The sequence below is a fragment of the Pseudomonas sp. Wu6 genome (genome assembly GCF_019891515.1).
GTDB classification, from domain to species: Bacteria; Pseudomonadota; Gammaproteobacteria; order Pseudomonadales; family Pseudomonadaceae; genus Aquipseudomonas; species Aquipseudomonas orientalis_A.
In genome coordinates this window covers 1-19,121 of the sequence record NZ_JAFLXH010000061.1, presented here as the reverse complement: position 1 = coordinate 19,121, position 19,121 = coordinate 1, and the positions used below count along the sequence as shown (strand labels likewise).

Sequence of the window (19,121 nt, the reverse complement as noted above, 5' to 3'; positions counted from 1 at the left end):
AACCAATACTAATTGCCCGTGAGGCTTGACCATATAACACCCAAGCAATTTGACTACTCTAACGAGCATCAGATTGCGGTGTGTGAAGACGAGATGAACCGAAAGTTCGACGCTCACAAAACACCGATTGCTATCACATACCCAATTTGCTGAAGCGAGGCCATGTGGTCACGACTCAGTACCCGAATTTCTTGACGACCATAGAGCATTGGAACCACCTGATCCCATCCCGAACTCAGCAGTGAAACGATGCATCGCCGATGGTAGTGTGGGGTTTCCCCATGTGAGAGTAGGTCATCGTCAAGATTAAATTCCAGAACCCCTGTTTGCTAACGCAAACAGGGGTTTTGTTTTGGGCGCTCGAAAAGCATTCCTCGCCGACAAATTTGCACAGTTATTTCTGAACCAGACCACTAGAATAGGTACCTAACCTTTTTTAGAGCCAGAGCCCTATTTATGCCCGATCCGGTTGATGCCCTCCAGGTGTCGGACTTACCGCTGGATGACTTGGTGGCATGCCATGAGTGCGACCTGCTGATGCGCAAGCCCGTGCTCGCCCTCGGTGAAAAAGCTCAATGCCCACGTTGTGGCTACGAGCTATACGCGCACCGTCACAATGTCGTTGAGCGAAGCCTTGCCTTGGTGCTGGCAGCATTATTGCTGTACATACCCGCGAACTTTTTACCCATCATGCAGCTCAATCTACTCGGGCAGTCCTCAGAGGACACCGTGTGGACCGGCGTGGTCGGCCTGTTCAACACCGGTATGCAAGGGGTTGCCATCGTGGTTTTCCTTTGCAGCATGGGTATTCCCCTGCTCAAATTGCTGTGCCAGTTGGCCGTGCTGCTCAGCATCCGCTGGAACATCGTTCGCAGTTACGGACTGTTGTTCTACCGCATCTACCACCATATGAAAGACTGGGGGATGCTGGAGGTCTACTTGATGGGCGTCCTGGTGGCGCTTGTGAAGCTTGCGGACATGGCCTCCATTACGCTCGGCCTGGGTCTGGCGTGCTTTGTCAGTCTTTTAATGGTCCAGGTCCTGCTCGAGGTGGTGATGTCACCCCATCAGATCTGGCAGGCGTTGTCGGGAGAGGATGACCATGCGGGCGATTGATGCAGGCATTCTGGTTTGTACGGAATGCCATGAGTTGAACAAGCAGGACGCGGACGCCGATGAGCAACTCTGCAGCCGTTGCGGTGCGCTGATCCACGCACGTCGCCCCAATAGCCTCATACGTACCTGGGCATTGCTGATTACGGCGGCGATCCTGTATATCCCCGCCAACCTGCTGCCCATCATGACCGTCAATTCCCTCGGCCAGGGCGACCCCAGCACCATCATGTCCGGCGTGATCCAGCTGGTACAGCACGGCATGTTCCCCATTGCCGCCGTGGTGTTCATCGCCAGTATCCTGGTGCCCACGTTCAAGCTGGTGGGCATCGGCCTGCTGCTGTTTTCGGTGCAGCGCCGTCAGCCGCTGTCCGCGCAACAACGCATTATCATGTACCGCTTTATCGAATTCATCGGTCGCTGGTCCATGCTGGATATCTTCGTGATCGCCATCCTGGTGGCGGTCGTAAACTTTGGGCGACTTGCCAGTGTCGAGGCCAATCTCGGCGCTGCAGCGTTCGCCAGTGTGGTGATCTTGACGATGCTTGCCGCAGTAACCTTCGATCCCCGACTGATTTGGGATAACACGGAGTCGGATGACGACCATGAGTGATTTGCCTAAAGCTAAAACCCGCCCTGCATCCAATTGGTCGGCCATCTGGGTGCTGCCGCTGATTGCCCTGATCATTGGTGGCTGGCTGGGTTGGCGTGCCTACTCCCAGCAAGGTCTCGAGATCCAGGTCCGCTTTGAAAGCGGCGAGGGCATTCAAGTCAACAAGACCGAGGTGGTCTACAAAGGCATGACGGTGGGTAAGGTCAAAGCCTTGGCGCTGGATGACGAAGGCAACAATCGCGGGGTGATTGCCACCATCGAGATGAACAAGGATGTCGAGCAATACCTCAGGACCAATACTCGCTTCTGGCTGGTCAAGCCCAGCGTCAGCCTCGCCGGTATCACTGGTTTGGAAACCCTCGTGTCGGGTAACTACATCGCCGCAAGCCCGGGGGATGGTGAGCCGACCCGCAAGTTCAAGGCGCTCTCCGAGGAGCCGCCGTTATCCGATGCCAAGCCTGGTCTGCACCTGACGCTCAAGGCTGATCGCCTGGGTTCGCTGAACCGGGGCAGCCCGGTGTTCTACAAGCAGATTCAGGTGGGGCAGGTCAAAAGCTACTTGTTGTCCGAGGACCACAGTACCGTCGAGATCAAGGTCTATATCGAACCGACCTATGCCAACCTGGTGCGCAAACACACGCGTTTCTGGAACGCCAGCGGCATCAGCATCGACGCCAATCTGTCGGGTGTGAAGGTCCGCAGCGAATCGCTTTCCAGCATCGTCGCCGGCGGTATCGCCTTTGCCACGCCGGAAAATCGCAAGGACAGCCCGCCAACCGACCCGAGCCTGCCGTTCCGCTTGTACGAGGATTTCGACGCCGCCGCCGCGGGCATCAAGGTCAAGGTCAAGCTCACCGATTTCGAAGGCCTGCAGGCTGGACGTACGCCCGTGATGTACAAGGGTATCGAGGTCGGCAGCCTGAAAACCCTGAAGATCGACCCGGACCTGTCCAGTGCCAGCGCTGAATTGACCCTCGATCCCCTGGCCGAAGATTATCTGGTGCAGGACACGCAATTCTGGGTGGTCAAACCGTCCATCTCCCTGGCCGGCATCACCGGCCTGGAGGCCTTGGTCAAAGGCAACTACATCGCCATCCGCCCCGGTGACAAGGGCACCGCGCCACAACGTGAATACGTGGCTCGTGCCAAGGCGCCACCGTTGGACCTGCGCTCGCCGGGCCTGCACATGGTATTGCTCACCGACAACCTGGGCTCGCTGGATGTCGGCAGCCCGATTCTGTACAAGCAGGTCAAGGTCGGTTCGGTACAGAGCTACCAGTTCTCACGCAAGAAAAAACAATTGGTGATCGGTGTTCACATCGAGAAAGAGTATGAAAGCCTGGTCAACGGTTCGACCCGTTTCTGGAATGCCAGCGGTGTCACCCTCACCGGCGGGCTCACCAGCGGTATCCAGGTGAAAAGCGAATCCCTGGCCAGCCTGATGGCCGGTGGTATTGCTTTTGAAACGCCGGAACCGAATGTGCCGCTGAAAAGGCACATCCCGCGTTTCCGCCTGTTTGCCGATCGGGACGCTGCCAATCAGCACGGCACGCTGGTCACCATCAAGGTTGATCGCGCCGACGGCTTGAGCCCTGGCACGCCCGTACGCTTCAAAGGCCTGGACGTGGGCAAGATCGAAAGTGTGGACCTGAGTGCCGACATGCAATCGGTGCTGCTCAGCGCGCGTATCACTCAAGTGGCCGACCGCATTGCGCGGGCGGGCAGTCAGTTCTGGGTGGTCAAACCTGAATTGGGCCTGATGAAGACGGCGAACCTGCAGACCCTGGTCACCGGGCAGTACATCGAAGTGCAACCGGCGGCGAAAAACGCCGGCCCGCAGAAGAGTTTTGTCGCCCTTGCGCAACCGCCTGAGGCCGCACATCAGGAGGCTGGCCTGAGACTGACGCTCAGCGCCGCGCGCCGTGGTTCGCTCAAGGAAGGCGTGCCCGTCACCTACCGTGAAGTCACCGTGGGCAAAGTCACCGGCTATGAGTTGGGGCAGACCGCCGACCGTGTCCTGGTGCATATCCTCATCGAGCCCAAGTACGCACCCTTGGTCCGCAGTGGCAGCCGCTTCTGGAACACCAGCGGCTTCGGGCTCGACTTCGGCTTGTTCAAGGGCGCGACGGTGCGTACCGAGTCCCTGGAGACGCTGGTTGCCGGCGGTATTGCCTTTGCCACCCCTGATGGCGAACGCATGGGCAACCCGGCGCGGCCGCAGCAGACCTTTGCGCTGTTCGACAAGTTCGAGGATGAGTGGCTGACCTGGGCGCCCAAGATTCCACTGGGTAAGTAGATCGAGGCGCGGCCATCGGGGGCAAGCCCCCTCCCACACTTTGAATGTATTCACACATCAGAATGTGGGAGGGGGCTTGCCCCCGATGAGGCCCTCAAATCCAACACAAAACCCCAGCCCAAAAAAAAGGCCGCGATCCAAAAGATCGCGGCCTTTTTGCCTTTCAACGCTACACGTCAGACTTCATCCAACTCCGGCTCATCGGCCTGCACGTTAATCGTCGCCTTCACCGCATCATGTCGACGAATATATTTCCAGTCCGCCTCATCAATGTAGATCCCGTTCGGCCCGCTGCCGCCTTCCAGGTCGATCGCCACCTGGGCGGACACCTGCGGCTTCACACTGGCCAGGATCGGCACGAAACCCAGCTGCAGGCTGGTTTCCAGCAGCGCGGCCTGGTTCTTCTCATCGATATCCGCTGCCTCATCGAGGTAGTACGGCAAGCGCACACGCCCGGCTTGTTCGCGGTCCATCAAGTGCAGCAACAAGTACATGTTGGTCAGTGCCTTGATGGTCATGGTGGTGCCGTTGGACGCGGCGCCATCGATATCGGTATGAATCACCGGCTGGCCGTTGACCTTGGTGATCTCGAACGCCAGTTCGAACAAATCCTTGAGGCCCAACTGGTTATGGTTGGCTGCGACGAGGCGGGCCAGGTATTCCTTGGCTTCTTCGTTCTTGTTGTCCTGCTCGGCACTCTGGCTGAGATCGAACACCGACAACGTCTCGCCTTCTTCATACTGACCGGCGCTGTGGATGATCTGGTCGATGTGCTTGAGAGCTTCCTTGTTCGGCGCCAGCACGATGCGAAAGCTCTGCAGGTTGGAGACCTGGCGCTTGTTGATCTCGCGGTTGAACAACGCCAGCTGGTGTTCCAGGCTGTCGTAGTCGCTGCGGATATTGCGCAAGGTCCGGGCGATATCCGTGACCGCTGCGCGGCGTGCCTTGCCCAGTGTCAAGGCCTCGTCGGTACGGTGCGCATAGGCGTTGATCAGCAGTTGCAGGCGACGCTCCATGTCATCCTCGCTGTCGAACTTGGCCACGCCCTTGAGGCGCACCTGCGCATACAGTGCTTCGATCTGGCCATCGGCGCGCAGCAGACCTTGCCAGCTGTCCTGATAGTCGTTGAGCAGCGGCAGCAAGTTGTCCATGGAGTCGTCGACCGGGTCCATGAACGGCGTGCCGAAGGGCAGGTCCGCCGGCAACAGCTGGCGCCGGCGCAAGGCGTCGTCCAGCGTGCGTTGCTTGGCTTCCATATCGCCGATCTGGCGACCGACCAGTTGCAGCTTGGCCGACAACTGCTGGACGCGTTCGGTGAACGCATCACTGGAGCGCTTCAGTTCGTCCTGGGCCGCTTCCATCTGCGCCAGGTGTTCCAGCTTCTCGCCTTCTTCCGCACTCAGGGTTTGCGCACGGCGGAAATCCTCCAGCGCCTTCTGCGCGTCGAGCACCTGCTGGTACAGCGCTTCGGTCTGGGTCTTGCTCGCGGCGCGATCGGAGGCTACGGCTTGCTGAGTCTTGAGTTGCTTGAGCTCTTTTTCCAGACGCTCTTTCTGATCGCGCAGTGCCGCGCGATCGGCCAGCGCCTGCAACGCCGGTGGTTCAATGTGCGAGATGTCGATGGACAGCCCCGGCACTTCGAAACGCTCGCCCTTGAAGCCATCGAGGATCTGCTCCAGGGATTTGACCCACTGGCCGTCCTCGTCCAGCGTGATGCCGTGCTCGCCCAGCGGCAGGCTGAACAAGGAGCTGTTGAACAGGCGCATCAGGCGCTCGACGTCCTGCTGCGAGAATTCTTCGCGCAGCTTGGCGTAGCTGTTGTTGTCCGCGTGGTCCAGCTGCTGCTTGACCGACTTCAAGCGTTTTTCCAGGTCGCGCAGGCGCTCGTCCAAGTCCTCGGCGCTGAATTGCCGGGACTGCGCCAGGGCGCCCGCCAACTCGTCGTGAGCATCCTTGGCCGCGAGCAACTGCTGCTCCAGCACCCTCACATCATCGACCAGCGCAAAGCGATGCTTGAGCACCGACAGCTCGCCCAACCAACGCTGGATGCCACTGATCTCACGCTCCAGGCGCATCAGCTCCTGGGTGCCGCCGCGCTGGTCGTGCTGCAGCGCATCCTGCTCGTTGCGATAGTGCTCGGCCTGGATCGTCAGCTCTTCCTTGCGCGCACTGGCGTAGTCCGACCAGGTGCCCAGCAGCGAATCCAGCAACGGCGACAGACGATGCAATTTGCCGCGCAAAATATCGCGCTGTTTCACGCCATTGGCGAGCGCTTCGACCAACGGCCCGGCGGCCACCAGCGAGTGGTAGTCCTGCTCCATGCGCCGCACATCGCGGAAGGCTTCTTCGCACGCGGCGATGTAATCGACGCTGCCGGAACGCAAGCTGTGTTCGAACGCATCGAGGAACAATTGCTTGAGCTTGGCCGCGGTGATTTCGCGCATGTGCAGCAGGTTGATAAACAGCGCGCGGAACGTTTTCAGGCTTTGTTCGCTGGTGGAACGCAGCGGAATCAGCGTCAGGTCCAGCGGAATCGACGTATGGCCGCCTACCAGCAAGCGACGCAGTTCATCGGGTTTGAGTTCATAGGCTTTCAGGCCTTCGCGCTCAAGGTTGGTGAACAGTTCTTTCTGGCGCAGGCAGGTGTCGTTTTTCTGATAGTGGGCCAGGTCCAGCTTGCCGGCGTAGGCGAAGAACTGGTGGCCGAAGCCACCGCCCGGACCGCGCCCGACCACGCCAATCACGTGCGGGCCGTGGGGCAGTGAGACTTCTACCAGGATGTAGCTGGTGTCGGTGGCAAAGTAGAAGCGCCGCGATTGCTCCAGGGTGTACTTGCCGAAGCTCATGTCCGACATGCGCGCCAGGATCGGGAACTGCAAGGCGTTGATCGACGCGGATTTACCCAGGTTGTTCGCGCCATACACCGACAGCGGCTCTTCCAGCGGGAACAAGCCCAGGCTGTAGCCGGCGGTGTTCAACAGGGCGAAGCGGCGTATGCCGTAGCGTTCCTTACTCATGCGTCGGTCTCCTGTTCTTCGGCAATGGCGCGGGCGAGGGCGTCTTCTTCGCTTTCCTCAGCGAAGTCGCTCAGGTCCAGCGGGTCGTCGGTCTCCAGCAGTTTTTCATCGCTGTCTGCGTCGATGATCACCGGCACCGGCAACGGCAACACGCTGTGCACGCTGGCGGCGAGATCGCGGTCCTGCTGCACCGACAGGCACACATCGAGGAATCGATGCATCGGTGGCAGGAAGCGATAGATGCCATTGTCTTCGCCGGCAAAGCCCAGCTGAGTCATGCGCCGCATGATTTTTTCTTCGAGTTCTTCCTGGGTCTGTACTTCGGCCTGGATAAACAGGTCGCGGTACTTTTCCAGCAACGACGGCAGCTCGTCGCGGCCCAGGCTGCCGCCATCGAGCACGGCGACCGGGTCGCGGCCCTGGTCGGCCAGGTGCTCGACGAGGATGAAGGTGAACAGGGCCAGACGCTGCGCAGTCTTGTTCACCTGCGCGCTGGCGATGGCCGAATCCGGCACGAAATAATAGAAGCCACGGGTATCGCAGACCAGCTCGAAACCCAGGGCCTTGAACAGCGTGCGGTACTGGTCCTGGAAGTTCGACAGCTGCGCGTACAGCTCCGGGTCACGACGGCTGACGTGGTAACCCTTGAACAGCTCGCGAAAGATCGGTGCCAGCTGGGACAGTTCGGATAGATCAAGATGCATAAGGCGTGCTCGCAGAATTCTCGGTGGCGTCAACGCCGGCCGGGAGCAGGGCGAAGGAGCGCAGGCTGACCTGGTGCTCGTGTGTGTGATAGTCGCGGCGCTCCAGGCGTTCGCGCTTGAAGCGTTTTTCCCGCGAGAGCCGCGAGAACCAGTACAGCAACTCGTCGGTGGCACCGTCCGGTTCCTGCTCCAGCAGCCAGGTCATCAGGTCCGGCATCGGCAATGCGTCTTCGCAGCGTTCGAGCATTTCCTTGACCGTTCGCGGCGCGCGCTGGGCGTCGCCCTTGTGGGTTTTGTGCGCCTTGGGGAAGCGCGCCGGTTTCGGCTCGAAATTGGCCAGGGCATACACATAGGCTTCCACCTGGCTCGCGCTACCCAGGAAGGTGCTTTGCGGGCGGGTGAACAGCGGCATGGCGGCCTGCGGCACCGCGTCCAGGCCTTTGCGGCGGATCGCCGACAGGGCCAGCGCCGCGCCGCGGGTCACAGCATTGTGTCGGCGGGCCTCTTCGCGTAGCGGCAACAGCAGCTCGCGCGCATGGCGCAAGGTCAACTGGGCGCTGGTCTGCATCTCGAGGATGCGAGCATGGGTGCGCAGCAGCATGTCGTCGTCCACCAACTGGCCCAGGCGCTGCTGCTCGGTGAGCATGCGCAGCAGCACATTCTCGACCTTGCGCACGCCTTGTTCGAACGCGCCGTCGGCGTTCACCAGCTGGATCATCGGTTCGACGTATTCGTCCCAGGTGGCCAGCACCTCGGCGTAACGCTGGCGCAACGGGATCTGGCGGTCGCTGGTCTTGGCGCGGTCGGCCACGGCCGCGAGGGCCTGTTCGTCGTTGGCGAGTTTTTTCAGCACATCGCGCACGCGCATATCCAGCAGGCGCAGTTGGCGGGCCAGGTCGTGGCCATCGCGGATGTCGAAGGCGTCCTGGATATAACCGGCCAGGCGCTCGAGGTGGCGCAGGTAGGCTTCGATTTCCAGGCACAGGCCAAGCCGGTGCTCCTTGCGCAGATAAGCCAGGAAGTCGTGGATCTGCGCATTGAGCTCGAAACGGTTCGGGCTCTTGGCGACAGGCACCAGGATATCCAGGCGAATCCACACGTCCAGCAGGCTGGTGATGTCCTGGGGCGTGCTGTCCAGTTGTTGGGCGGCCAGTTGCGCGCGCAGTTCGCTCAGGCTCAGGGTGCCTTGGTCGAAGTGTTCGCACAGTGGCTCAAGTAAGGCCCAGTGTTCGGCGAGGGCGCGCAGGACGCGCTTGGGTTCGATCATGGGAATGGCCGGCTGGTTGGCGATTAAAAGTCGCGATTGTACTGCATCGGGCGCGGGATTTATCCACAGCCGGTCAGTGTGCAGTGGGCGATTGTTGCCGAACAGCGGTAGAATCCCCGCTCTTTAGTTATCCACAAGTGGCCGAGCTGTGCTTATCGAGTCCCGACGTCGCGCTTACTTGAGCGCCATGCAGGTGGTCAACTGGCTGCCCCGCACCGAACTGCCGTTTGCCGCGCCCTCGCGGCCCGAGTTGTTGCAGGTGCCTGAGCCCTATGAGGCGTTCGAGCCTTCAGGCGAGGAAGCCGCCGCGCCGGTTGCGGTGGTCAAGCCTGTGCCCGACGTGCGGGCGACGGTGGAACGCACGAAAATCGAGGTGCCGCGCCCGTCACCTGTGGTCAAGGCGGTAGTTGCCGAGGAGGCGGCCCCGGTGGTCAAGGCCCCGGTGGTGCCGCCGCCACGCTTTGCCCTGCAACTGCTGCGCGCGGGCCGTTGCCTGCTGCTGGTGGAATTGCCCACCGGCGAACGTTTCCAGTCGCGCGACCCCGCTTACCTGCTGCTCAAGGATATGCTGCGCGCCGCCGGCCTGCCCGACAGCCCGCAAATCGTCGGCGACCCGGTGCGCTGGCCGCTGTTGGTGCGCGGCACCATGGACCAGGGCCCGGAAGCCGCGCGGGATTTTGTACAGAGTTTTGTCTCGGCACGCCTGGAAGACGAACCTTGCGTATGCCTGTGGCTGATCGGCCTGCCCGCCGTGCGCTTTGCCGGTCAAGCCAATGCCGAAGCCTGGTACCGCGAACTGCAGGTCGAGGGCCTGGGTTCGGTCTGGGCGCTGCCGGGCCTGGAATTATTAATGGAAGAGCCACAGCGTAAGGCTGATGTCTGGCAAGCCATGCGCCGGCTGATGGCGCGCTGGAAAACAACCGATGAGTGAGGCTTTATCCTTTCGCCCGATGACCGAGGCCGACCTCGACGCCGTGCTGAAGATCGAATACGCAGCGTTCAGCCACCCCTGGACCCGTGGCATCTTTCTCGACGGCCTGGGCAAATACCAGATCTGGCTGATGTTCGAAGGCGAGCAGCAAGTGGGGCATGGCGTGGTGCAAATCATCCTCGATGAGGCGCACCTGTTGAATATCACCGTCAAGCCGGAGAACCAGGGCCGAGGGTTGGGGTTGGCGCTGCTGGAACATCTGATGTCCCGCGCCTACGCGGCCAACGCGCGCGAATGCTTCCTGGAAGTGCGTGACAGCAATACCGGCGCGTTTCGCCTGTATGAGCGCTATGGCTTCAATGAAATCGGTCGTCGCCGGGATTACTACCCTGCCGTGGGCGGCCGCGAAGACGCGGTCGTCATGGCCTGTACGTTAGTCGACTGAACACCGAAATCCATGTGGGAGGGGGCTTGCCCCCGATGGCGGTGTATCAGTGACAGATAAGCGCCTGACACACCGCTATCGGGGGCAAGCCCCCTCCCACATTTGACCGCGTTGTCTCCGCGCTTGCCGTTGGGCGGGCCAGATGGGGCGCCAGCGGGATTATTAACCGGCTGTGAATATGCGGTCGTCATGGCCTGCACGTTAGTCGACTGAACACCGAAATCCATGTGGGAGGGGGCTTGCCCCCGATGGCGTTGTATCAGTGACAAATAAGCGCCTGACACACCGCTATCGGGGGCAAGCCCCCTCCCACATGTTGAACTGCGTTGTGTCAGCGCTTGCCGTTGAGCGGGCCAGATGGGGCGCCGGCGGGATTATTACCCGGCTGTGAATATGCGGTCGTCATGGTCTGCACGTTAGTCGACTGAACACCGAAATCCATGTGGGAGGGGGCTTGCCCCCGATGGCGGTGTATCAGTGACAAATAAGCGCCTGACGCACCGCTATCGGGGGCAAGCCCCCTCCCACATGTTGAACTGCGCCGTGTCAGCGCTTGCCGTCGAGCGGGTCCAGGTTGGCCAATTCGGCCTCGTCCAGGCCATTTCCGCCGCCGATATCTTCTTCACCCACAACGCTCAGATCGTAGTCAGCCGCGCTGTCTTCACCGGCTTCCCGCGCATCCCGCGCGCCATCTTCATGGATCAGGGTTTCCGGGCTCATATCGTCATCGGTCGACTCATGATCATCCGTCGAAGCACCGGTCATGCCCGCTTCGCGCACCCGCTCGTCGGGCATCAGGTGCTCGCGCTCGTCACGGGGGATTTCATCGCCGATCTGGGCCGTCTGGTCTTCTTCATCAAAATCGAGCTCGCGCATCGAACCCATGCGGTCTTCGTTATCGTCAATCGGTTCGGGCTGCGCAGCGCCGTAGGGACGTCGTGATTCAGTCATGGCCAATCCTCATACTGTGGGGCTTATAGTGAGTGGACAGGCTGTGTCCCCCAAAGATTCAAGCTAATTTGCGCCACGCGTGACCCGGACGAGGGCTTGTCAGTCACAAAACTGCGCATCATTCCTGAGGCTTCCCTGATGAACGAACTACAAGACCTGCTAGATAACAACGAACGCTGGGCGGATGCGATCAAACAGGAAGATCCCGAATTCTTCGCCAAGCTCGCCCGCCAGCAAACCCCGGAGTACCTGTGGATCGGTTGCTCCGATGCGCGTGTACCGGCCAATGAAATCGTCGGTATGTTGCCCGGTGACCTGTTCGTGCACCGCAACGTGGCCAACGTGGTGCTGCACACTGACCTCAACTGCCTGTCGGTGATCCAGTACGCCGTCGATGTGCTCAAGGTCAAACACATCCTCGTCACCGGCCACTATGGCTGTGGCGGCGTGCGTGCCTCGATGCAGGACCGCCAGTTCGGCCTGATCGACGGCTGGCTGCGCACCATTCGTGATCTCTACTACGAAAATCGCGACGTGCTGGCTCAATTGCCCACCGAAGAAGAGCGCGTAGACCGCATGTGCGAGCTGAACGTGATTCAGCAGGTGGCGAACGTCGGCCATACCAGCATTGTGCAAAACGCCTGGCACCGCGGGCAGAGCCTGTCGATTCATGGCTGCATCTACGGCATCAAGGATGGCCGCTGGAAGAGCTTGAACACCACCATCAGTGGCTTCGAGCAGCTGCCGCCGCAGTACCGTCTGCGGCCGCTGGGCGAAGCCTAAGACCGTTGATGCTCGCGCCACCAGGCCATGTAGGCCTGGCCTTCGGCGTTCAACGGCTCCTTGCTGCCGGTGATCCAGCCCCGGCAGTCCGGCTCGCCGCAATGGCAGCCGAACTGCCGGAACAGCGCGTCTTCGGTTGCGGCGTAATCAACCGTCAACGCGGTACCGACGGGGACGGGCTGTGCAGTCCACAGTTCCAGGTAAGTGGTGTCCAGGAACACGTTTGGGCTGCACGAGTGCTGCAGCAGGCCGCAGAACCAGGCGTCGTACAAGTGAATGCGTGGCGATAGCTGCAGCGTATGCCGGCGTCGTTCGCTGACGGCATACCCGCAAATCCTGGCGATGCGCACGCCTTTGCCGAAGGCGACGCGGGCCTTGATGACGGCGGGCGTCCCCTGAGTGCCTTGCACGAGCTGGAAGTGTTCGCTCGAGGGGTAACCCTCGTCGACACCCAGCGTCTTGAACGGGTAAAGGCTGTCATACACAGCCGCTTCAGCCTTATCCCTGGCGCGAGTTTTCATCTCTCTCCTCCTAGGGCTGCATGGAACTGCGGGCGTTAACTGACGGCCAATCTCTTGCAGTAAACGGGTGCCGCCCAAGACTCGCCCAAGTCGCCGCCGATTTCTACTGTCAAATCTGACAGTAGAAATCGTTGCCACGGCTTACAGCGCGGGTGGCGCGAGAGAGGGGAGCGGCGCGGGACTGCGCAGCTGTTTCAACTGTTCCTTGAGGGGGGGCGTGGCGCATTTGGCGTTGGCCTGCTCCGCCGTCAGGCTGCGCACCGAGGTGTAGAACAACTCGCAGGTCTGCTCTTTACGCGTGACCTGCCAGGTATTCATGCATGCCTTGAGCAACACATTCGCGTCGCTGGCCGGTTTCTGGCCCATGCCGGCTTGCCAGCAGGCCGCGCTGAGGTCCTGGCCCATCACTTTCAGGCCGGCCTCATCGGCCTTTTGCTCATTGCCGTCATAGGTGTCCGGGCTGGCGGCGTACCAGATATAACTTGGGTGGTTGGCACCGAGCACCGAAACCGGCTTGCCCGGTTCCGGGCTGATCTGCGCCAGCCCCAGCACCGCCACGGTTTGCCCGTATTGTTGCTTGATCCAACTGCGTACCGGCGCGCCGAAGGCCACCATTGGCAACGCACCGTCCGGGCGCAGGCTCAACTCCTTGACCATGCGGGTCTGGTAGTCGGTGAAATAGCTGTAGACCGCTTCCAGGTCTTTACCGGCATTGGACGGGGCGGCGATGGGCGCGATATCGATAATGGTCTGATAGGCTGGGGTGTCGCCGGCAGCAATGCCGTTGCTGGTGAGCAAGGTTGCCCAGCGGTCGGTGGTGGCCGATTCCAGATAGTCCTGGGCCTGGGTCAGCGAGTAGTCCGGCGGGAAGTGCAGCAGCTCGATGCTTTTGCGGTTTTCCAAGGCCATGCCCAACGGCAGGAACAGGTACCAGTTGTAGGCCCACTTGCCGTCGCTGTTGAGCCGGCTGGCGCCGTGGTACGCCAGGTCAGCCGTATCGAGCAAGGTGATCAGGGGCTTGCCGTAGCCGTCCGGCACGCCGCTGAAGGTTGCTGCGACCTGGCCGTCATGGACCTTGACGCTGACCTTCGCCCGGCTGTAGCCGTCACGTTGCAGGCTCTGGTTCAAATAGTGCTCGGCGGTCTGCTCCAGCGTCCAGGGCCGAAAGCAGATCACGTTGCAGTTATTGGGAAACGCAAATAATCGGGTGACACGTTGCGTGCTGCCCAACGGTACTTCGATGTCGGCCTGTACGACCGCACTGGCCAACAGTGCGGCCAGGGTCAAGGCCAGTCTGGTCGATTTGAACATGGTTGGTTCCTTGTCAGCGAAAGCCCGTCTGCGCGGGATGAAAGCCCACCTTCACACAGTAGCGGCTGACCAGGAAAACCGCGTGCTAAATCGCTGCGCGTGTCGCGATTGGATACGTGAACCTAAACGCTGAACTGCAAGGCGTTGCTCAAATCCCCCATGGGTTTCTGGCCGCGAGCGCGCATTGCGTCGTCCCTTTGCTTGAGGCCGTCCAGGGTTTCCAGCTCAAACACGCGGGTGATCAAGCGCAGGATCGAGGCGGTGTCATACACCGTATGGTCAACCGTGCCTTTGCGCGCGAACGGCGACACCACCAGCGCCGGAACCCGCGTGCCCGGGCCCCAGCGGTCGCCCTTGGGCGGTGCCACGTGGTCCCACCAGCCGCCGTTTTCATCGACGGTCACCACCACCACCATGTTGTTCCACTGCGGGCTTTCCTGCAGCACCTTCAGGGCACGCACGATATGACGGTCGCCCGAGGCCACATCGGCATAGCCGGCGTGCATGTTCAGGTTGCCCTGGGGCTTGTAGAACGTCACAGCGGGAAGTTTGCCCGCCTGGGCATCGGCGAAGAATGTGTTGGTGCTCGCCTCATCGCCCAGGCCGCCGTCGCGCAGGCGTTTGTCACGTTCCGCGCGGTGCTCGGGGCCCTGCTGCTTGAAGTAGTTGAACGGCTGATGGTGATACTGGAAGTTCGGGATTTTGGGAATACCGCCCGAGTCCTTGAATTGATCGAGGGTGGCTTGCCACGCGCCGGCGTACCAGGCCCAGTCGATATTCTTTTTCGAGAGCTTGTCGCCAATGTGTTCATGGGTTTGCGGCACCAGCACGTTGGGCAGGTCCGGTTTGGAGTAATCGGGGTTTTGCGGGTCGCGGATCCAGGTCGGCCAGTAGGGCGGCGCCAGTGTGTTGACCGCGTAACCGTCCGGGGTCAGGGCGCTGGGGCCGAACTGCGGCGGGCCGGCCATGGCACTGGCCGGCGAGGTGTCCAGGGGCTTGAGGCGCGCGTCGCCGGGGTCGTCGCTTTGCAGCGTGGCGATCTGCGCCTTGGCTACCGACTGAGCCGCATTGGGATAGGTCGGTGCGGTGGCGCTGATCAGGTATTGATGATTGAGGAACGAGCCGCCGAACGCGCCCTGGAAGAAGTTATCGCACAGCACGAACTCCCGGGCCACGTCCCACAAGCGCAGAGAGTAACGGCTCTGGGCGTAATGGCCCATCACCAGGCCGCCGGAATCGCCCCAGGCCACGAAGCCGTCATTCTTGCCGCCGTTGATCTGCATCTGGTTCTGATAAAACACGTGCCACAAGTCACGGGTCACCAGGCTCAGCGGCAAGTCCTCGGCATTCGGGCCCTTGAGGGCGAACGGTGTGTTGGGCAGGTTTTCCTGGAATTGCACGGCGCTCGGGTAGGTCACCCCATCCACGCTCTGCGGGCCCGCCTGCAGCACGCCGCCCCAGGTCTGGGGGAGGGCCGGCAATACGCTGCCATCGCGGTCGCGTTGTTGGTAATCAGCGGCGGAAAGCGCCGAGAGGGGTTTCTCCAGCCCGGGGAAATCGGCAAACAGATTGTTGAAACTGCGGTTCTCCGCGTAAATCACTACGACGGTTTTCACCTGGTCGCGCAGGGCCTTGTCCAACTCCGGCGCTGTGAGTGGCCGCGCCGCCGGTTTTTCCGGTGCCTGGCCGGCATTTCCACAGCCACTCAAGGTTGCGCCCACCCCCAGCACCGCAGCGCCCCCCAGGAATCGCCGGCGACTGCTGTCAACCGGCGCCTGGCCTACGGAATCTGTGGAAGGGCGATCTACGTGCTCGTCACTCATTGCGCGGGAGTCCTTGGCGAGGTGTTGCAAGATGTTTCGCAGGACGGTAGCAATGCAATGTGACGGGATTAAGGCAGTTACAAGATGCAAGCTTGAAGCTTGAAGCTTGAAGCTGAAAACTTGCAGCTTGCGGCTGCTCCTAAGGCATCACCGGCGGCAAATACGTCAATGTCGTCCCCAACGCCCATAGCAAGAACAACACCAACGGCGTGTGCACCAGCAATTGCACAAACGAAAACCCGATCAGATCTCGCGCCTTCAACCCCAGGACCCCGAGCAACGGCAGCATATAGAACGGGTTGATCAGATTCGGCAGCGCCTCGGCCGCGTTGTAGATCTGCACCGCCCAGCCCAGGTGGTATTGCAGGTCATTGGCCACCTGCATCACGTAGGGCGCTTCGATGATCCACTTGCCGCCGCCGGACGGGATGAAGAAGCCCAGCACCGCCGAGTACACGCCCATCAGCAGGGCATAGGTGTCGTGGGATGCGATGGAGGTGAAGAACAGCGAGATATGGTGCGCCAGGGTCTGGCCGTCGCCGCCTTTGACCACGGTCATCAGCGCTGCAATCGAGCCGTAAAGCGGGAATTGGATCAACACGCCCGTGGTGGTCGGCACGGCGCGGGCCACGGCGTCGAGGAAGCTGCGCGGGCGCCAGTGCAGCAGCGCGCCGACCATGATGAACAGGAAGTTATAGGTGTTGAGCCCCGAGATGGCGCTGATTGCCGGTTTGCTCGAGAACTCGTGGAACAACCAGCCGGCCGCCAGCAGCGCCAGCGCAATCGTCAGCAGCGGGCTGTGCTCCAGCCATTCGCCGGGTCGGGTCGGCGCCTGCGGCTTGGGCAGGTTGAACGCGGGGTCGACGCCGCAGGCCTTGGCATCACGCGCGCTGTTCGGGCCCGGCGCGGTGGCGTAGGCGATGATCAGCGAGACGATGATCAGGGCCAGCAACATCACGCCCGATTGCCACAGGAAGATGGTCTCGGTAAACGGGATCATTCCGGTGATCGCCAGGATCGACGGCGGCAAACTGGCCGGATTGGCCTGCAACTGTGCGGCCGATGACGACAAGCCCAGTGCCCACACGGCGCCCAGGCCCAGATAGGCCGCGGCGCCGGCGGCACGGTAGTCCATGCGCAGGTCCGTGCGACGCGCCAGTGCACGCACCAGCAAACCGCCGAATACCAGGGACAGGCCCCAGTTGAGCAGGGAGGCCACCATGGAAATCAACGCGACCCAGGCCACGGCCGACCGGCCGTTCTTCGGGATGCGCGCCAGGCGGTCAATCAGCTTTACCGCAGGCGGCGAACTGGCCACCACATAACCACCGATCACCACAAAGGCCATCTGCATGGTGAAGGGAATTAGGCTCCAGAACCCATCGCCAAACGCCTTGGCGGCTTCGGTGGGCGCGGCGCCCATGCCCAGGGTGGCCACGGCGACAAGGATCACGGCGAGGGCGGCGAACACCCACGAGTCCGGGAACCAGCGCTCGGCGAAGTTGGAGCAGCGCAGGGCAAATCGGGCATAGCGGCTTTCTTCGATAGCATCGGCCACGAGTCTTTCCTCTTGTATTTATTATGGGGTGGGCAGTTTTGCGGCATGTTCCGCTACGTTCATTGATTTGGGAATGTAGTTATCTTCATCGATCAATGAGTAAAACAAATATATCCGCCGCGATTGCCATCATCCGGTTCAGCTCATAATCTGCACGCCATTTTGTTTGTCTGCCGAGCATGCACATGACTGCCACCGCTTCTTCACAGGCGCAGCGTTTCTCCCGCTCCGACTACAAAACCCTGGGCCTGGCCGCCCTCGGTGGCGCCTTGGAGATCTATGACTTCATTATCTTCGTGTTCTTCGCGCTGACCCTCAGCCAACTGTTTTTCCCCCCGCAAATGCCCGAGTGGCTGCGCTTGTTGCAAAGCTTCGGCATCTTCGTCACCGGCTACCTCGCGCGCCCGCTGGGCGGCATCCTGATGGCGCACTTTGCCGACCACCTGGGACGCAAGCGCGTGTTCAGCTTGAGCATCCTGATGATGGCCTTGCCCTGCCTGCTGATCGGAGTCATGCCGACCTACGCGCAAATCGGCTATTTCGCACCGCTGATCCTGCTGGTGCTGCGCGTATTGCAGGGCGCCGCCGTGGGCGGTGAAGTGCCCAGCGCCTGGACCTTCGTCGCTGAACATGCCCCGCGCAGTCATCGTGGGTATGCCTTGGGGTTCCTGCAGGCCGGGCTGACGTTCGGTTACTTGCTCGGCGCGCTCACGGCCACGTTGCTTGCACAGGTCTTCACCCCGGCCGAGATTCTCGACTATGCCTGGCGTTTCCCCTTCCTGCTCGGCGGCGTGTTTGGCGTGATCGGCGTATGGCTGCGCCGCTGGCTCAACGAAACGCCGGTATTCCTCGAAATGCAGGCCCGCCGCCAGGCTGCCGCCGAACTGCCACTGCGCACCGTGTTGCGCGACCACCGCGCCGTGTTGCTGCCGGCGATGATCCTCACGTGCGTGCTGACGTCGGCGGTGGTGGTGCTGGTGGTCATCACTCCGACCATGATGCAGAAAACCTTCGGCATGAGCCCCAGCCACACCTTCGCCTTGAGCGCGTTGGGGATTGTGTTTCTCAACATCGGCTGCGTATTGGCCGGCCTGCTGGTGGACCGCATCGGCGCCTGGCGCGCGGTGCTGGTCTACAGCCTGCTGCTGCCGGTGGGGGTGTTTATCCTGTATGCCAGCCTGATCAGCGGCGGGGTCTGGCTGGGCGCCGCCTATGCCGTGGCCGGCTTGAGCTGCGGGGTGGTGGGCGCGGTGCCGTCGGTGATGGTCGGGCTGTTTCCGGCGCAGGTGCGGGTGTCGGGGATTTCCTTCACCTACAACATTGCCTACGCGCTATGGGCGAGTACCACACCGCTGCTGCTGATTGCGCTAATGCCCACCAGTCCGTGGATTTGCGTGGGGTATTGCGTGGTGATGGGGGCGGTGGGCGTGGCGAGTGTGGCGGTGTTCGGCAAGCGACATACCCTGGTTGGCTGAGACTCAGGTCAGGACGATGATCGTGATTCATGTGGGAGGGGGCGTGCCCCCGATAGCGGTGTGTCAGCCAGCCTGTCTGTCGCTGATACACCGCTATCGGGGGCAAGCCCCTCCCATATTGGTTTTGTAGTGTTTTCAGGTGCGTGGCATGCATTCGATGGTGCGGTTTATTACCGTTTTGGCTATTTCCAGCAGATGCCAGGCGGCATGGATTCTTGCGCGGTCGTGGGGTTGCAGGTGATCGCAACAGTCCCACACCGTGGCCGATGCGCTGTGGATCAGATGGGAAATATAGAGTTGGGCGTCTTCGAAG

The 19,121-nt window shown here is 61.3% G+C and carries 15 protein-coding genes and 1 rRNA gene; 8 read left to right on the top strand and 8 right to left on the bottom strand.

Annotated elements, in window-relative coordinates:
* The first annotated feature begins 190 nt into the window (after nucleotides 1-190).
* The 4 genes from rrf (at nucleotide 191) to J1G34_RS25855 (ending at nucleotide 4,022) form a co-directional block, all read left to right on the top strand.
* A 5S ribosomal RNA gene (gene rrf, locus J1G34_RS25870) occupies nucleotides 191-306 on the top strand.
* Nucleotides 307-456: 150 nt separating this feature from the next.
* On the top strand, nucleotides 457-1,116 hold the full coding sequence (locus tag J1G34_RS25865) for a paraquat-inducible protein A (RefSeq protein WP_222994819.1): 660 nt from the start codon (nucleotides 457-459) through the stop codon (nucleotides 1,114-1,116).
* Nucleotides 1,103-1,726 carry a paraquat-inducible protein A gene (locus J1G34_RS25860; protein ID WP_065888081.1) on the top strand — a complete coding sequence of 208 codons (624 nt, stop codon included), beginning with the start codon at nucleotides 1,103-1,105 and terminating at the stop codon, nucleotides 1,724-1,726. Before J1G34_RS25865 ends, J1G34_RS25860 begins: the two co-directional genes overlap by 14 nt.
* Nucleotides 1,719-4,022, top strand: a complete 2,304-nt coding sequence (locus J1G34_RS25855) for a PqiB family protein (RefSeq protein WP_222994818.1) — start codon at nucleotides 1,719-1,721, stop codon at nucleotides 4,020-4,022. Before J1G34_RS25860 ends, J1G34_RS25855 begins: the two co-directional genes overlap by 8 nt.
* Before the next feature lie 176 nt (nucleotides 4,023-4,198).
* Here the strand turns inward: J1G34_RS25855 and mksF are convergent, their stop codons facing one another.
* The 3 genes from mksF to mksB are packed head-to-tail and all read right to left on the bottom strand — an operon-like array spanning nucleotide 4,199 to nucleotide 9,010.
* Nucleotides 4,199-7,039: an Mks condensin complex protein MksF gene (gene mksF / locus J1G34_RS25850; protein WP_065895811.1), complete on the bottom strand. Its 2,841-nt coding sequence runs from the start codon at nucleotides 7,037-7,039 to the stop codon at nucleotides 4,199-4,201.
* Nucleotides 7,036-7,743: an Mks condensin complex protein MksE gene (gene mksE / locus J1G34_RS25845; RefSeq protein WP_065891759.1), complete on the bottom strand. Its 708-nt coding sequence runs from the start codon at nucleotides 7,741-7,743 to the stop codon at nucleotides 7,036-7,038. Before mksE ends, mksF begins: the two co-directional genes overlap by 4 nt.
* Complete coding sequence (mksB, locus tag J1G34_RS25840) at nucleotides 7,733-9,010, bottom strand: Mks condensin complex protein MksB (RefSeq protein WP_065891758.1); 1,278 nt, start codon at nucleotides 9,008-9,010, stop codon at nucleotides 7,733-7,735. The genes mksE and mksB overlap by 11 nt, the downstream gene beginning before the upstream one ends.
* Nucleotides 9,011-9,197: 187 nt before the next feature.
* On the opposite strand from mksB, the gene J1G34_RS25835 reads away from it, so the two are divergent.
* Together J1G34_RS25835 and rimI are read left to right on the top strand one after the other, a co-directional pair.
* Complete coding sequence (locus tag J1G34_RS25835) at nucleotides 9,198-9,941, top strand: energy transducer TonB (protein WP_065895810.1); 744 nt, start codon at nucleotides 9,198-9,200, stop codon at nucleotides 9,939-9,941.
* Nucleotides 9,934-10,386 carry a ribosomal protein S18-alanine N-acetyltransferase gene (rimI, locus tag J1G34_RS25830; RefSeq protein ID WP_003188286.1) on the top strand — a complete coding sequence of 151 codons (453 nt, stop codon included), beginning with the start codon at nucleotides 9,934-9,936 and terminating at the stop codon, nucleotides 10,384-10,386. Before J1G34_RS25835 ends, rimI begins: the two co-directional genes overlap by 8 nt.
* Before the next feature lie 546 nt (nucleotides 10,387-10,932).
* Here rimI and J1G34_RS25825 read toward each other — a convergent pair.
* On the bottom strand, nucleotides 10,933-11,337 hold the full coding sequence (locus tag J1G34_RS25825; RefSeq protein WP_222994817.1) for a serine kinase/phosphatase: 405 nt from the start codon (nucleotides 11,335-11,337) through the stop codon (nucleotides 10,933-10,935).
* 138 nt (nucleotides 11,338-11,475) lie between these two features.
* Between J1G34_RS25825 and can the strand changes: the two genes are divergently transcribed.
* Nucleotides 11,476-12,120, top strand: a complete 645-nt coding sequence (gene can / locus J1G34_RS25820; protein WP_003188288.1) for a carbonate dehydratase — start codon at nucleotides 11,476-11,478, stop codon at nucleotides 12,118-12,120.
* On the opposite strand, the gene J1G34_RS25815 is transcribed toward can, so the two are convergent.
* The 4 genes from J1G34_RS25815 to J1G34_RS25800 form a co-directional block, all read right to left on the bottom strand.
* A complete protein-coding gene (locus tag J1G34_RS25815; protein WP_122463941.1) occupies nucleotides 12,117-12,641 on the bottom strand; it encodes an SET domain-containing protein-lysine N-methyltransferase in 525 nt (174 codons plus the stop codon). The genes can and J1G34_RS25815 overlap by 4 nt on opposite strands.
* Before the next feature lie 141 nt (nucleotides 12,642-12,782).
* A complete protein-coding gene (locus tag J1G34_RS25810) occupies nucleotides 12,783-13,952 on the bottom strand; it encodes a P-loop NTPase family protein (RefSeq protein ID WP_122463942.1) in 1,170 nt (389 codons plus the stop codon).
* Nucleotides 13,953-14,074: 122 nt separating this feature from the next.
* On the bottom strand, nucleotides 14,075-15,775 hold the full coding sequence (gene acpA, locus J1G34_RS25805; RefSeq protein ID WP_222994816.1) for an acid phosphatase: 1,701 nt from the start codon (nucleotides 15,773-15,775) through the stop codon (nucleotides 14,075-14,077).
* Between the two features lie 139 nt (nucleotides 15,776-15,914).
* Nucleotides 15,915-17,333: a short-chain fatty acid transporter gene (locus J1G34_RS25800; RefSeq protein ID WP_065888070.1), complete on the bottom strand. Its 1,419-nt coding sequence runs from the start codon at nucleotides 17,331-17,333 to the stop codon at nucleotides 15,915-15,917.
* Between the two features lie 185 nt (nucleotides 17,334-17,518).
* Here J1G34_RS25800 and J1G34_RS25795 point away from each other — a divergent pair, with 185 nt between their 5' ends.
* Nucleotides 17,519-18,808, top strand: a complete 1,290-nt coding sequence (locus J1G34_RS25795) for an MFS transporter (protein ID WP_065896596.1) — start codon at nucleotides 17,519-17,521, stop codon at nucleotides 18,806-18,808.
* Nucleotides 18,809-19,121: the final 313 nt, after the last annotated feature.